Source organism: Paenibacillus andongensis (assembly GCF_025369935.1).
GTDB classification, from domain to species: domain Bacteria; phylum Bacillota; class Bacilli; order Paenibacillales; family NBRC-103111; genus Paenibacillus_E; species Paenibacillus_E andongensis.
On sequence record NZ_CP104467.1, the window covers coordinates 3,579,749 to 3,594,687 of the forward strand.

Here is a 14,939-nt window from a genome sequence, read left to right on the forward strand (position 1 = left end):
GGTGCACTTGTATGGCTAAAGCTGCTCTGCAAGGGTTAACAGGACGACAAAAGGCAGCCATTCTTTTGATCAGTTTAGGCCCTGAGGTGTCTGCTCAAATATTTAAACACTTGAGAGAAGAAGAGATTGAGCAATTAACGTTAGAAATTGCGAATGTTAGAAAAGTAGATTCTTATGAAAAAGAAGCTATTTTATCTGAATTTCATCAGATATGCTTAGCCCAAGAATTTATTTCTCAAGGTGGTATTTCATACGCCAAGGATATTTTGGAAAAGGCGTTGGGATCTCAAAAAGCGCTTGACATCATCAATCGTTTGACAGCCACTCTGCAAGTGAGACCTTTCGATTTTGCAAGAAAAGCAGATCCTGCGCAAATTCTAAACTTCATTCAAAATGAGAATTCACAGACAATCGCTTTAGTTTTGTCTTATTTGCAGGCAGATCAAGCTTCAATCATCTTGTCTTCATTACCACAGGAAAAGCAAGCTGATGTTGCTAAGCGTATTGCACTCATGGATAGCACCTCTCCTGAAGTCATTAGTCAGGTAGAACGCGTCCTTGAACAAAAGCTATCTTCAACGGTAACTCAGGATTACACAAATGCAGGTGGTATTGCTTCCATCGTTCAAATTCTGAATGGTGTCGATCGGGGTACAGAGCGAACCATTCTTGATTCCCTTGAAATTCAGGATCCGGAACTTGCGGAAGAAATTAAGAAGCGGATGTTTGTCTTCGAAGATATTGTCAATATCGACAATCGTTCCATTCAGCGAATTATTCGCGACATTGAGAATGCGGATTTACAACTTGCTCTTAAAGTTGCAAGCGAAGAAGTTCGCGATGCCTTGTTCAAGAATATGTCCAAACGTATGGCGGATACCTTTAAGGAAGAAATGGAATTTATGGGACCTGTGCGTTTACGTGATGTTGAAGAAGCTCAGACCCGGATTGTTGCAACGATTCGCCGCTTAGAAGAATCTGGCGAAATCATCATCGCACGTGGTGGAGGAGATGATATTATTGTCTAATGTCATTAAATCATTCGCTTATTTTCCATTAGATGATAAGAAATTAGTAGAAACGATATCTCCTCTTGAATTATTACGCGCTGGTATGTTAACGGATGAAGCCAATCAATTGACTCCTGAACAGCAGCAGGAACTAACAGAAGCTACAAGTATGAAGGAGCAGATCCTACAAGACGCTGAAGCTTTTGCCCATGAACAAATCGATCAGGCGATGCGAGAGTGTGCAGCGCTTAAAGAACAAACGCATGCAGAAATCACGAGTTGGTGGGAGAGTCGCCGTGCTGAGGATGAAGAGCACATTGCGCTATCCAGGCAATCAGGATTCGATGAGGGCTATGAACAAGGGATTGCTCAAGCCGAAGCTAATCTCCGACAAGAATACGGTGAGATGTTAACAGAGGCTCGAACCATTTTAGAACAAGCCTACAAGCTTAAGCAGCAAATTATTCAAGAATCTGAACCATTCTTAATTGAGCTTAGTACTTCCATTGCTGAGAAAGTAATTGGACGTCAGTTAACTTTGAATCCAGAATGGGTCATTGATTTAATTCAGATGGTACTTTCACGTAGACGAGAAAAAGGAATTATCGCGCTTTGTGTAGCACCTTCACAGTTTGCATATATCCAAGATGCACGCGAAGAGTTACTAACTTCCATTGATTCACAAGCGGAATTGCAAATTATTCCAGACTCTACCGTACAAGACCGTGGATGTGTGATACGTTCCTCATTTGGAAGCATTGATGCCAGAATTGATACTCAGTTAAAAGAGATTAAGTCTGCGTTAAGACAATTGGCAACTCAAAGTGAGGTATCCGAGTCATGAGCAGCAAGCAGCCTAATGCTGATAAATACAAGGAGCATCTACATTCGATTGATCCGATCCGAGTTAACGGTAAAGTGACGCAAGTGATAGGTCTGACAGTTGAGTCAGAAGGTCCTGATGTGAGCATTGGCGATCTTTGCTATATCTATCCGCACAAGTCTAACAAGCCGTTAAAGGCTGAGGTCGTTGGATTTCGCAGCAATAAAGTAATTCTGATGCCACTCGGTGATTTGGATGCAATAGGTCCTGGATGCGATGTCGTAGGTACAGGCAAGCCGCTTACTGTTCAAGTTGGCCATGAGCTGCTTGGTAAGGTTTTAGATGGTTTGGGTCAACCCTTAGATGGTTCATTCTTACCCTCTAGAATGGCACAATATTCTACGAATAATGTACCCGGAAACCCGCTAACACGTCCGCGCGTTCTGAATCCAATTTCGGTTGGTGTTCGCTGCATTGATGGCCTATTAACGATTGGTAAGGGTCAGCGTGTCGGTATTTTCGCTGGTTCTGGTGTAGGTAAAAGTACTTTAATGGGTATGATTGCTCGTAATACATCCGCTGATGTTAATGTCATTGCTCTTATTGGTGAGCGTGGTAGAGAAGTTCTAGACTTTATCGAAAGAGATTTAGGTCCTGAAGGACTTGCTAGATCCGTTGTGATTGTTGCAACCTCGGATCAACCTGCTTTGATTCGAATCAAAGGTGCGATGATCGCTACTAGTATTGCCGAGTATTTCCGAGATCGCGGCTTAAATGTCATGATGATGATGGATTCAGTCACTCGTTTTGCAATGGCTCAGCGTGAGGTCGGACTTGCTGTTGGAGAACCTCCAGCTACACGTGGTTATACGCCTTCGGTTTTTGCCATGCTGCCAAGGCTTCTAGAACGTTCAGGTACGGGACCAAAGGGCTCCATTACCGCTTTTTATACCGTGCTTGTAGACGGGGATGACATGAATGAACCTATCGCTGATGCAGTACGAGGTATTCTGGACGGACATATTGTCCTGAATCGCAACATTGCTAATAAGGGTCATTACCCAGCCATCGATGTTTTATCCAGCGTAAGCCGAGTCATGAAAGAAATTGTTCCTACAGAACACATGGAAGCAGCGGATCAATTGAAGCGACTTCTTTCTATATATAAAGATTCGGAAGATCTTATCAATATAGGGGCATACCAAAAAGGTTCTAACCCAAATATTGATATCGCTATGGATAATATCGAGGCTATATGGGATTTCACGAAGCAAAAAACTTCTGAGAAGTTAACGTTTGAAGAAGCTCAAGAACGTTTGATTCATGAATTTTATAAGGGATGAGGCTCCTGAATGAATTTTCGTTATTCTTTCCAGCAAATTGTCGATTTGAAAAACAATGAACGAACACAGGCAGAGTGGATACTGTCTGAGGCAATGGGGCAGCTAAGGAACGAAGAAACGAGCTTGCATGGATTGTTTGAGCAAAAAGATAGCCTTCATAACGAAATGGCAAATGTATCTAGCGGTTCGGTATCTATTTCCAAGATGCTGTTAATGCAAAATTACATGAACCATGTTGATCAACAGATCGCCCGCAAATATCTGGATGTGCAGCAAGCACAGCATGTCGTGCTCAAAAAGCAGGAACATCTTTCGGAAAGAATGATTGATGAGAAAGTATGGTCAAAGGCAAGAGAGAAGGCTTATAACCAATTTCAATCCTTTGTCGCTAAAAAAGAGCAAGAAGCTCTAGATGAAATGGCCACCAACCGTTTCAGGCGACTAACGTATTGAGGAAGGTAAAGGAGGGAAGAGGAGATGGCCGATACAAGCATAGAGGGTGCATCTTATAGTGCACTGGAACGATTTCTGATATGGTTTGTCATCCCCTTTGTGTTTACGGCAGTTTTGCTCTTCGTGCTGTTGTCAATTTTTGATTATGATATTAAGAGCAGTATACAGAAGGTGCTGCACAATACACCGGTCATTGGGGCAATCGTCCCTGCTCCCAAAGAAAAAGCAGTAGTGACGAGTGATGGTAAAGCACCGACTTCTGAGCAAAGCATCAAGATTAAAGATGAAGAGATTACGAAGCTAAACGCAAGAATTGCTGAACTTCAAACAGCTTTGCAGAAAGCTGATTCGACAACCGAGCAGAAGGATACTTCATTGAAAGATGCTCAGGCGAAGTTAACTGATTTGGAAGAGAAGCTGAAAAGTAAAACTCAAACCGAAGAAGAATATAACAATCAAATTACTCAACTTGCGAATATGTACGCAAAAATGAATCCTAGTAAAGCTGCCCCTATCATTGAAGCATTGACACCAAAAGAAATGGTTCTTGTGTTTTCTATGATGAAAGCAGATAGTCGCGGAGCTATTCTTGAAAAAATGACCCCTGCTAAAGCGGCGGAGGCTTCTATTGGAGTTAAAGATGTTGTTCCTGTTCGTGATAAAGAAATTGCTGCCTTGCAAGAGAGATTGGCAACGAATGGAGCGACGAAAACTGTAACTTTCGTAAGTAAAACAGATTTAGGGCAAACTTTTGCCAACATGACACCGAAAAGCGCTTCCAACGTCCTGCTGGAAATGAATAAATCTAACCCTGATAAAGTGTTAGCAATTCTCAGCGGGATGGATAACGCTTCTCGTTCTAAAGTAATGTCTTCATTGTCAGACGCAAATAAAGAAATCGCTGCTTCAATTTCAGCTAAACTTGTTCAGTAATGTCAATTGATTTCACGAAGGGAGGTGAAAAAAATGGACGTTCAAATGCCAACAGTACCTACTGGAAACAATGCGGCTTCATCAGCAACAGGTAAAGCAAGTACGACTGAAACGGCTACCAAAGATACTTCTTTTAATCAAGTCTTAGATGGTCAAATTGTACAAGAGAGTGCTTCTGGTGATGCCAATGCATCTGATCCAGCTCTTTCTTTGAACATGCTGCTTCAAATGCTTCAAAGCTTGGTAATGCCCCTTCAAGGTGCCGCTGTACAGCAGGTTGAACAAGGAACGGAAGATCAACCTCTACCAGAAATGCTTTTGGAGGCAATGAACAGTAATCCTAAGCTAGCTGAACAATTATTACAAGGCCAGAACGTAAAGAAGTGGTTCGAAGATGCTGAGCAGTTGTTAAGTACACTTGGCGATGCACAATCTAACGCAGCTTTCACTCTACCGAATGGATTGAATCATCAGCCAGCAGATACTTTAAACTTGCAGGCCCAGAATACTTTGCTTACATTGACAACTTTGACTAAACAGCAGCCTGACAATCCTATTTTGAAGTTTTTGAACCAAGACTTACTTAACACGATTGAGCCTTTGCTTCCAGAGTTAATGGCGACATTGAAAGGACCAGCTTCAATAACAGATGCAGCAACAAAAGCACCCAAAGCTACTGAAGGTTTGGTAGAAGTAAGTAAGAGTGATACAACATCTGTTAACAGAGCTAATCATGTTAAAAAGGCAAGTAAGCCAGGTGTTGAGCAGAAGATTGATGGTGATTCATTTACACTCATGCAACCTACAAAGTCCAAGCTTGAGCTTTTAGCAATGAAAAATGTACTTCACGCACCAGTTGTAGAGTCTACTACAGCGTCCGAAGAATCATTTGTAGCCTTGGTTGATTTGCCGACTGAAGATGCTCCAACAACGAATTCCATCGTTACGATCGGTGATCTGCAGAAAGCGCAACAAGCTATTCCAATTGATAAAGTGGCAACAACCACAATTAATGCGGCGAATTTTACTGAAGAAATGACAGAGCATGTATTGAAGAACATGAAGATAACGATGGCTGGCGGTTTTTCTGAAGCTAAACTATCTTTATTCCCTAAAAATCTCGGTCATATTGATGTAAGAATTTCGATGCAGGATGGTCAACTGGTAGCTCAATTTGCAGCTGATTCCTTAGCAGGTAAGCAGATGTTGGAAAGTCAGCTTCCGCAGTTAAGGCAAGCACTTCAAACACAAGGTTTGCAAGTTGAGAAGCTTGAGGTCACTCAAAACCAAAACATGCAATCCAGTATGTTCCAAGATCAACGTCAACAGCAACCGTTTAGTCAATCACAGCATCAAAATAAAAATCGTTCAAGTGACTATGAAGGCGATTCTCTTGATTTTGGCCAAGAAATTGAGAATGTTGCACAAGTTCGAACAGCAGTTAACGGAAATTCATTCGATGTTATTGCTTAATTAGTCATCAATGTGATTCAGCTGGAGGTGAAAATGTGGCTACAAGCCCGATATCAGGTAATGTTTCGGATTTGATCAATTCCGGAAATAAAGCAAAATCGAAAGATAATGACAACAAAACGTTAGGCAAGGATGATTTCCTTAAAATCTTGATTACTCAACTTCAAAATCAAGATCCGACGCAACCTTTACAAGATAAAGAGTTTATTGCACAAATGGCGCAATTCACATCCGTAGAGCAACTGACCAATATGGCTGGTGAAATGAAATTAATGCGTCAATCTCTTGGTTTTGTTTCGGGATTAATCGGTAAATCAATCACATGGACGGAGATTGACTCTTCAGGAGCATCGGTTGAAAAGTCTGGTGTTGTTGATTCCATCTCATTTAAAGACGGAAATCAATTCGCGAATGTGAAGGGAGTGGAAATTTCTCTGGACAAGCTCAAGAAAATTGAGAATGCCAGCGAAACCAAATGACAGAGAGAATATCCTTAGGGCAGCTTTATCCTAATGCGGTTTCTCCAGCGTCTACGAGACGAACACCTGTACAGCAGCCGGTCACCCAATCCGGTAATCCTACTTTTCAGAAACTTCTTCAGGAGCAACTTGTTCGTTTCAGTCATCATGCAGAGGTTAGACTGAAAGAGAGAGGCATTCAACTAAAGCCCGAGCAATTGGATAAGCTTAGTACAGCCATCGATAAGGTAGCCGCAAAAGGTGCTAAGGATGCACTTATGATTTTAGGTGGAAATGCTTTAATTGTTAATGTTCCCAACCGAACTGTTGTGACGGCGCTTGATGGAAACGCGATGAATGAACATGTATTTACGCAAATAGACAGTGCCATTATTATTTCTTAACCATCAGGCTCGACCGTGCAGGAAGCCTGGGGCTGTGGAACGATTGAAGCAGCTCATTATATTTATATCCGATTAGGAGGCCTATTATAGATGTTAAGATCTTTGTACTCAGGCGTTTCAGGTATGCGTGGTTTTCAAACGAAATTGGATGTTATTGGTAATAATATCGCAAACGTAAATACCATCGGATTCAAAGGCAGCCGTGTTATGTTTAAAGATATTCTCAGTCAAACCGTTGCTGGTGTTAGTGCTGCCGATGAGAACCGCGGTGGTGTGAATGCTCAGCAAGTGGGATTAGGTGTTAGTTTGGCTGCCATAGATACTGTACATACAGCTGGAAGTGCAATGACAACGAATGTCACCACTGATTTGCGTATTAACGGCGACGGATTCTTTGCTGTAGGGACAACCGAGCAGGTTGACGCACCATACTTGACAAGATCAGGTAACTTTACTTTAGATGCTAACAGAAATCTTGTTAATGCTGAAGGACTTCATGTTATGGGTGCTGGTGGTGCTGGACCGATTGTCATTCCTGATGATATTGTATCATTCTCGATTGCACAAAACGGAGATATCATTGGTGTCAACAATACAGGAGCAACGGTTACTACAGGTCAGAAAGTTGGCGTCGTTAAAGTCATTAACCCTTCAGGTCTTGAGAAAATTGGCGGGAATTTGTATCGAATGACAGCTAATGCGAACCCAGAGGGTGCAATTGAAGTTGGTGCAGCCGGTAATCCAGAAACGGGAACAGGGACACTGATCTCAGGACAATTGGAAATGTCAAACGTAGACTTAACAGGTGAGTTCACCGAAATGATTATCGCTCAACGTGGTTTCCAAGCGAATTCTCGGATTATCACGACTTCCGATGAAGTACTTCAAGAAGTCGTAAATCTCAAACATTAATCTTAAATTGATGTGAAAGAGGGGAGCTAGTCTCCCCTTATCCTGATACAGGAGGAGAAGCATGATTTCTCTCACTCGTTTAAACGGGAAAGCGATTATCCTGAATGCCTTGCTTATCGAATTTATTGAAGAGACGCCAGACACAATGATCACATTAACGACAGGAAAGAAAATCACAGTACTCGAAAAGGCAGAGGTTGTGGTAAGCTTAGTGCGGACCTACATGCAGGAGATTGGCTCAGTACGAGCGACAATAAAGTCCAGGGATGCGGAGGGTTCGTAAGTGTTTAAGAACAAAATTTTCATACTCATTGTCTCTATTCTAATTGCAATTACTCTGATTTTGACGGCTGCCTTTGTTTTGTGGAACTTTATGGAGAAAAATAATCAATCCAAAGACCCGGCGGTACAAGCTCAGGAAGCTGTTGCAAGCGTGAAGCCGACGAAAGCGCCATCTGCTGAGGCTGTAAAGGCAAACACAGCTATCATTAAAGATATTTTGACTAACTTATCTGGAAGTCAGAATTTCATTAAAATCAGTTTCGCTTTTGAGTTAGAGAACTCGAAAACGAAAACGGAATTTGATAGTCTACTTGAATCTGCTGTTAAAGGCACAATTGTACAAGCATTAGGGGATTTGACAAAGGAACAAATTGAAGGTAGTAAAGGTTCTGATGGTTTAACTTCTACGTTAATGAACAAACTTAACCCCTTGCTGCATGAGGGTAAAATCAAGCAAATATGGATAACCGATAAAGTACTTCAATAACTCGCTTTTGATTTTGCTTAAAGGAGGTGACTCGAATGGTTGATGTTCTGTCGCAAAATGAGATCGATGCCTTGCTAGCTGCTCTGTCCTCAGGCGAAATGGATGCGGACGAACTTAAAAAAGAGGAAACGCAGAAGAAGGTAAGGGCCTATGACTTTAAGAGAGCCGTACGTTTCTCAAAGGATCATATTCGTAGCTTAACCCGGATTCACGAAAACTTTGCACGATTTTTAACAACGTATTTTTCGGCTCAACTCCGTACGTTCGTACAGATCAGTGTTGTCCAGGTTGAACAACTCCCTTACGACGAATTTATTCGTTCGATCCCGAAAATGACCATTTTGAACATCTTTGAAGCGGAGCCTTTAGAGGGTCGAATGGTGCTTGAGGTTCATCCCAATGTCGCATTTGCTATGTTGGACCGTTTGTTGGGCGGTGCAGGTACGAGCCCAACCAAAATTAATGCTTTAACTGAGATTGAAACGATTGTGATGGAACGTATTTTTAGCAGAGCATTCGATAGTTTACAAGAGGCGTGGAAGACTGTCATTGATATTCAACCTCGTTTAGAGGCCCTTGAAACAAATCCGCAGTTCATGCAGATTGTTTCACCTAATGAAACCATTGCACTTATTTCACTTAGCACCAAAATCGGTGATACTACAGGGATGATCAACTTGTGTATCCCTCATGTGGTCATTGAACCCATCATGCCTCGACTTTCTGTGCATCATTGGTTTGTCTCCCAGAAGAAGACGAGAGCACCTGAAGAAGTGGAAGCACTTCAATCGCGCTTGGAAAAAACCAAGCTGCCACTCATTGCAGAATTGGGGTCGTCCGAAATTTCCATACGTGATTTCCTTGGCTTAACGGCTGGCGATGTAATCCCGCTGCATAAATCCGTCGAAGATTCGCTTCAAGTCAAAGTGGGCGAGAAGCTGAAATATCTCGGAAGCCCCGGTACCTTAAAAGGGAAGATGGCTGTACAAATTACAGAAATCGTAAACGAAGGAGAAGAAGATTATGACGAATAACAGAGATTATTTGTCCCAGGAAGAGATCGATGCTTTGTTGAGACAGTCATCGGACGATAGTTCAGCCTCTTCTTTTAACGGGCCTCCTATAGTTGAAGACTATTTATCTCCCCTAGAACAGGATGCACTGGGTGAAATTGGAAATATCACTTTCGGTAGTGCAGCCACAGCGCTTTCTACATTGCTTGGAAAGAAAGTAGACATTACGACTCCGAAGGTTTCTATTATTGGTAAAGACGAATTGGAAGAGCAGTTTCCAAGACCTCATGTAGCCGTTCATGTGAATTATGTTGATGGTTTTGATGGGATTAATCTACTTGTCATTAAAACACGCGATGCTCAGGTCATTGCTGATTTAATGATGGGCGGTGATGGTACCGGCGGTGATGAGAATCTTAGTGAAATTCACATCAGTGCTGTTCAAGAAGCCATGAATCAAATGATGGGATCTTCTGCTACGTCCATGTCTACCATCTTTAATCGATTTGTCAATATCTCTCCTCCAGGAATCGACATATTAAATTTGTCGAAAGGAGAAGGAAAACTACCCGACGAGGACGTATTTATAAAGATATCGTTCCGACTAACCATTGGCGATCTTATTGATTCTAACATCATGCAATTATTACCTGTTCCATTCGCCAAAGAAATGGTATCGATTCTTATGGGTGGTGATTCTGACTCTTCAATGGAGGTTGCACCTGCGGCTCAAGCACCTGCTCCTGCAGCGCCGTCACCAGTACATACACAGGAAGCTCATACGCAGCCTGCAGCAGCTCCAGGTTCCATTTACGAGCAGCCTATGTACCAACAACAGCAGCCCATGTATGAACAACCGATGTATCAACAGCCACCAATGGGGCAGCCGATGTATCCACCACAACAGCCCATGTACCCGCCACAGCAACCCATGTATCAGCAGCCTCCGGCAGCTTATGGTGGGATGCCCAATCGGAATGTAAATGTTCAACCCGTTCAATTCGGGAATTTACAATCGGGTTCAATGGCGCAAGCTGATGATACAAACCTTAATTTACTACTAGATATACCTCTTAAGGTAACTGTAGAATTAGGCAGAACACACAAGGTGATTAAAGACATCTTAGAACTTTCCCAGGGATCGATCATTGAATTGGATAAGCTGGCAGGTGAGCCTGTAGATATCTTAGTAAATAATAAGTTGATTGCCAAAGGTGAAGTTGTCGTCATCGATGAAAATTTTGGGGTTCGTGTTACTGACATTGTTAACCAATGGGAACGAATTCAAAAGTTACAATAATTTAAATTTAGGGGGATTTTATTCATGGCTAACCGTATTCTAATTGTTGATGATGCTGCATTTATGAGAATGATGATTCGTGATATTTTATCTAAAAATGGTTATGAGGTTTGTGGAGAAGCGAATGATGGTGCTCAAGCCATCGAAAAATATAAGGAATTGAAACCTGATTTAATTACCATGGATATTACGATGCCTGAGATGGACGGTATACAAGCATTGAAAGAAATTAAAAAAATTGAGCCTTCTGCAAAGGTCATTATGTGTTCCGCAATGGGGCAGCAAGCCATGGTAATTGATGCTATTCAAGCAGGAGCAAAAGACTTTATCGTGAAACCATTTCAAGCAGACCGTGTTATCGAAGCGATTAAAAAGACTCTAGGTTAAACCGTCAACACTCGGTTGAGTCTTACATAAACCGAAAGGGTTGTGACTATGAGAAGACTCGAATCGAAACGACTGATTACTGCGCTAATAAGTGTAGTCGCATTGTTATATACCAATTCCATGAGCTTTGCTGAAACAGAGCCGGGACAAGGTCTTCCAACATCGGAATTTCCGACGACCGACTCATTTAGTTCGTTTGGCATGATTGTTAAGGTCATATTCTTTCTCGTATTAATTATTCTCTTATTCTTTGTACTTATGAAGTACATCGCTAAGAAAAATAAAGGCACTATGTTCGGGAACTCAATACGTTCTTTAGGTGGGGTTCCCCTCGGACAAAATAAATCGATTCAGATCGTTGAAATTGGTCATTCGCTCTTCGTGGTTGGCGTCGGTGAGAACATTCAATTGTTGGATAAAATCAATGACGCCGATGAAGTTGCCTACATCTCGGAATTGCTTACTTCATCTCAGGATGATCGCGTAGGCTTTGGTGCAATAAGTAAGTGGATAAGCAAACTTCCTGTTAGAAAGAAAGAGATCGAGGAAGAAGTAGAAATCACTTCATCCTTTCAACAAGTATTTCATGATAGGCTGCAGAGAGTATCAAACCGTAATAAAGATGCTCACGAATGGCTTTCTGATCAAAAACATACAGATCGGTTGAATGATGAATGAAAAGAAATAAATTAGTTCTTACACTTCTGATTGTATTGATTTCAGTGTTCCTTTTATCACTGACAGCTTCTGCTGCTGAAACAGATCCAAACAATCCGATCCCTGGTTTAAATGTGAATATTGGGACTAGTGGCACTGCCGGTGGATCTTCTAACACAGTAACCTTACTGCTCTTATTAACCGTATTAAGTCTTGCACCATCTTTTCTAATTCTAATGACTAGTTTCACAAGAATTGTCATCGTGCTTGGATTCGTTCGAACATCACTTGGAACCCAGCAGATGCCGCCTAATCAGGTTTTAATCGGACTAGCTCTGTTTTTAACCTTTTTTATTATGTCTCCTACCTTGGGAGAGGTTAATCAAACAGCTCTACAGCCTTATCTGAAGGGTGAAATTAATCAGACCCAGGCTTTTGAGAAAGCATCCTTACCCATGAAGAAGTTTATGTTCAAACATACACGTCAGAAGGATCTTAAGTTGTTCTTAGACTATACCAAAGCTAAGGCACCAACAGGCGTAGAAGATATACCGATTACTTCATTAGTTCCGGCATACGCAATAAGTGAACTGAAATCAGCTTTCCAGATGGGGTTCATGATTTTCATCCCGTTTCTGGTCATAGATATGGTTGTATCCAGTACCTTAATGGCAATGGGAATGATGATGTTACCGCCTGTTATGATTTCACTCCCTTTTAAAATTCTACTTTTCATACTTGTAGATGGTTGGTATCTTGTGGTGAGATCATTACTCCTAAGCTATGGTTGAGGATCAAGATATCGGAGGTTTCTAGATGGGCTCTGAATTTGTAATACGAATTGCTGGTGAGGCTGTTTATACCGTGCTTAAAGCAAGTGCGCCCATGCTTATTATTGGGCTTGTCGTTGGTCTGATCATCAGTATTTTTCAAGCAACGACGCAGATTCAAGAACAAACCTTAGCGTTTGTTCCCAAAATTGTTGCGGTTCTGCTGTCAATCTTAATATTTGGACCTTGGATCATGAATACACTGGTTGACTTTACCTTTAATTTACTCAACAACCTTTACAAATTCGTTGGATAGGTTGTGAGCGATATGACATACTTTTTTCAAGTTATTCCTATCTTTCTGCTTATTTTTTGTCGAATTACATCGTTCTTTGTCGTAGTACCTATTCTCTCTTCGAGAAATGTTCCGATGATGTTCAAAATCGGTCTTTCTGTATTCATCTCGTTAATCATTTTTGCGACTATGGGGCTGGATAAACCCATTCCCATGGATGGTGAATATATTCTATTGATCATTCGTGAAATGCTTGTTGGCGTTTTACTTGGTTTTCTCGCTTATATCTTTTTTACAGTTGTCCAGACTGCCGGCTCTTTCATGGATATGCAAATCGGTTTCAGTATGGCGAGTGTAATTGATCCTCTAACAGGGGTCTCAAGCCCAATGTTAGGTAACCTTAAGTATATGATCGCCGTGCTGCTTTTTCTTTCATTTGATGGGCACCATTATTTGATCAGAGCGATTATTGACAGCTACCGTTGGATACCGCTGGACAATCAACTGTTCGCACGTATCTATGATGGACAAATTTCCAATTTCTTGTTTCAATCGCTGTCTAAAATGTTTTATCTTTCGTTTCAACTTGCTGCTCCTATCATAGCAGCCCTTTTTTTGACTGATTTGGGGTTGGGGCTCTTAACGAGGGTTGCTCCGCAATTCAATATTTTCGTTATCGGCGCACCTTTGAAAATGATACTTGGCTTTTTTCTGCTAATTATTCTTTTCCCAGAATTAATCTCACAATTCCAATATTTATTTGCAACCATTTTTGATTACATGGAGAAGTTGCTTCAACTGATTAGCGGCACACAGCAACCATCACCTAAGTAGGAGGTAAGCCGTGTCCCAAACATTTCGATTGAAGCTCGATTTACAATGGTTTGCTGGGGAAAAGACGGAATCTGCGACAGCAAAGAAAAGGCAAGATGCTCGTAAAAAGGGTCAAGTTGCGAAGAGCATGGACTTACCTGCGGCATTTATTTTATTATTTTCATTTCTATCGTTCCTCATGTTCGGTGGTTATATGAAAGAGAAGATGGTCAATATTTTTCGCAACGTCTATGAAAATCAACTGACGATGGACGTTACTTCTGCAAACGTTCAGGTACTATTCGTAGATTTAGTCCAACAAGGGTTAACCATTTTAGCTCCCATTTTCATCCTAGTTGTTTTAGTTGCTTTTATTGGAAATTATGCACAAATTGGCTTTATGTTCATTGGCGATACCCTGATGATGAAGTTTAACAAAATTAATCCGATCGAGGGATTCAAACGAATTTTTTCGCTACGAACCGTGATGGATTTTCTTAAGTCGACACTGAAGATGTTAATTATCGGTTATGTCGTGTACACGACATTAATGGGGGAAAAAGCTAAACTACTGGGCCTTGGCCATGCGCCACTGGAGAGTACATTTTCATTTATTGCCTCGGTCACGCTTAAACTAGGGATCAAAATTGGCGCGATATTAATTGTCCTTGCCATTTTTGATTTCATTTATCAAAAGTATGAATATGAGAAAAGTCTCAAAATGTCCAAACAGGATATTAAAGATGAGTATAAGAAGAGTGAAGGGGATCCACTTATCAAAGGAAAGATCCGTGCGAAGCAGCGCCAGATGGCCATGCAGCGTATGATGCAAGAGGTTCCCAAAGCAGATGTAATTATTACTAATCCAACCCATTTTGCGGTTGCTTTGAAATATGATTCGAATAATATGCAAGCCCCGACTGTTATTGCTAAGGGCGCAGATTATGTTGCTTTAAAGATTAAAGAAGTTGCGAAGAAAAACGGAATTATGACGATGGAAAATAAACCGCTTGCTCGAGCGATCTTTGCACAGGTGGAAATTGGTGACTCCATTCCCGCTGAGCTGTTCCAGGCTGTCGCAGAAGTATTGGCTTATGTATATAAGGTGAAGGGCAAAACGAACTAA

General features: G+C 41.4%; 19 protein-coding genes. All 19 read left to right on the top strand.

Annotated elements, in window-relative coordinates; genetic code table 11:
* Nucleotides 1–11: 11 nt before the first annotated feature.
* The 19 genes from fliG (at nt 12) to flhB (ending at nt 14,939) form a co-directional block, all read left to right on the top strand.
* Entirely contained in the window at nt 12–1,028 is a 1,017-nt protein-coding gene (gene fliG / locus NYR53_RS15835; protein ID WP_047672819.1) for a flagellar motor switch protein FliG, read from the top strand.
* Nucleotides 1,012–1,854: a FliH/SctL family protein gene (locus NYR53_RS15840; RefSeq protein WP_437180152.1), complete on the top strand. Its 843-nt coding sequence runs from the start codon at nt 1,012–1,014 to the stop codon at nt 1,852–1,854. Before fliG ends, NYR53_RS15840 begins: the two co-directional genes overlap by 17 nt.
* Nucleotides 1,851–3,176 carry a flagellar protein export ATPase FliI gene (gene fliI, locus NYR53_RS15845; RefSeq protein ID WP_261306026.1) on the top strand — a complete coding sequence of 442 codons (1,326 nt, stop codon included), beginning with the start codon at nt 1,851–1,853 and terminating at the stop codon, nt 3,174–3,176. Before NYR53_RS15840 ends, fliI begins: the two co-directional genes overlap by 4 nt.
* 9 nt (nt 3,177–3,185) lie before the next feature.
* Nucleotides 3,186–3,629, top strand: coding sequence for a flagellar export protein FliJ (gene fliJ, locus NYR53_RS15850; RefSeq protein WP_261306027.1), 444 nt, complete (start codon nt 3,186–3,188; stop codon nt 3,627–3,629).
* A 24-nt stretch (nt 3,630–3,653) separates the two neighbouring features.
* Entirely contained in the window at nt 3,654–4,562 is a 909-nt protein-coding gene (locus tag NYR53_RS15855; RefSeq protein WP_261306028.1) for a MotE family protein, read from the top strand.
* A 33-nt stretch (nt 4,563–4,595) separates the two neighbouring features.
* The gene (locus NYR53_RS15860; RefSeq protein WP_261306029.1) at nt 4,596–6,035 is read left to right on the top strand and encodes a flagellar hook-length control protein FliK; all 1,440 of its coding nucleotides are present in this window, start codon (nt 4,596–4,598) and stop codon (nt 6,033–6,035) included.
* Between the two features lie 35 nt (nt 6,036–6,070).
* Nucleotides 6,071–6,514, top strand: a complete 444-nt coding sequence (locus tag NYR53_RS15865; protein ID WP_261306030.1) for a flagellar hook capping FlgD N-terminal domain-containing protein — start codon at nt 6,071–6,073, stop codon at nt 6,512–6,514.
* Entirely contained in the window at nt 6,511–6,897 is a 387-nt protein-coding gene (locus NYR53_RS15870; protein ID WP_261306031.1) for a TIGR02530 family flagellar biosynthesis protein, read from the top strand. The genes NYR53_RS15865 and NYR53_RS15870 overlap by 4 nt, the downstream gene beginning before the upstream one ends.
* A gap of 90 nt (nt 6,898–6,987) precedes the next feature.
* Nucleotides 6,988–7,809 (top strand): flagellar basal body rod protein FlgG, encoded by an 822-nt coding sequence (gene flgG / locus NYR53_RS15875; RefSeq protein WP_261306032.1) that lies wholly within the window; start codon nt 6,988–6,990, stop codon nt 7,807–7,809.
* A 61-nt stretch (nt 7,810–7,870) separates the two neighbouring features.
* Nucleotides 7,871–8,092: a flagellar FlbD family protein gene (locus NYR53_RS15880; RefSeq protein ID WP_261306033.1), complete on the top strand. Its 222-nt coding sequence runs from the start codon at nt 7,871–7,873 to the stop codon at nt 8,090–8,092.
* Complete coding sequence (locus NYR53_RS15885) at nt 8,093–8,578, top strand: flagellar basal body-associated FliL family protein (RefSeq protein WP_261306034.1); 486 nt, start codon at nt 8,093–8,095, stop codon at nt 8,576–8,578.
* 35 nt (nt 8,579–8,613) lie between these two features.
* Complete coding sequence (gene fliM, locus NYR53_RS15890; protein WP_261306035.1) at nt 8,614–9,612, top strand: flagellar motor switch protein FliM; 999 nt, start codon at nt 8,614–8,616, stop codon at nt 9,610–9,612.
* Nucleotides 9,602–10,891 (top strand): flagellar motor switch phosphatase FliY, encoded by a 1,290-nt coding sequence (gene fliY, locus NYR53_RS15895; RefSeq protein WP_261306036.1) that lies wholly within the window; start codon nt 9,602–9,604, stop codon nt 10,889–10,891. Before fliM ends, fliY begins: the two co-directional genes overlap by 11 nt.
* 24 nt (nt 10,892–10,915) lie before the next feature.
* The gene (locus NYR53_RS15900; protein WP_047672845.1) at nt 10,916–11,278 is read left to right on the top strand and encodes a response regulator; all 363 of its coding nucleotides are present in this window, start codon (nt 10,916–10,918) and stop codon (nt 11,276–11,278) included.
* A gap of 48 nt (nt 11,279–11,326) precedes the next feature.
* Entirely contained in the window at nt 11,327–11,956 is a 630-nt protein-coding gene (locus NYR53_RS15905) for a flagellar biosynthetic protein FliO (RefSeq protein ID WP_261306037.1), read from the top strand.
* Entirely contained in the window at nt 11,953–12,726 is a 774-nt protein-coding gene (gene fliP / locus NYR53_RS15910) for a flagellar type III secretion system pore protein FliP (RefSeq protein ID WP_047672850.1), read from the top strand. The genes NYR53_RS15905 and fliP overlap by 4 nt, the downstream gene beginning before the upstream one ends.
* A gap of 25 nt (nt 12,727–12,751) precedes the next feature.
* Nucleotides 12,752–13,021, top strand: a complete 270-nt coding sequence (gene fliQ / locus NYR53_RS15915) for a flagellar biosynthesis protein FliQ (RefSeq protein ID WP_029195371.1) — start codon at nt 12,752–12,754, stop codon at nt 13,019–13,021.
* Nucleotides 13,022–13,033: 12 nt separating this feature from the next.
* Nucleotides 13,034–13,834, top strand: coding sequence for a flagellar biosynthetic protein FliR (gene fliR, locus NYR53_RS15920; RefSeq protein WP_261306038.1), 801 nt, complete (start codon nt 13,034–13,036; stop codon nt 13,832–13,834).
* Nucleotides 13,835–13,844: 10 nt separating this feature from the next.
* On the top strand, nt 13,845–14,939 hold the full coding sequence (flhB, locus tag NYR53_RS15925; RefSeq protein WP_261306039.1) for a flagellar biosynthesis protein FlhB: 1,095 nt from the start codon (nt 13,845–13,847) through the stop codon (nt 14,937–14,939).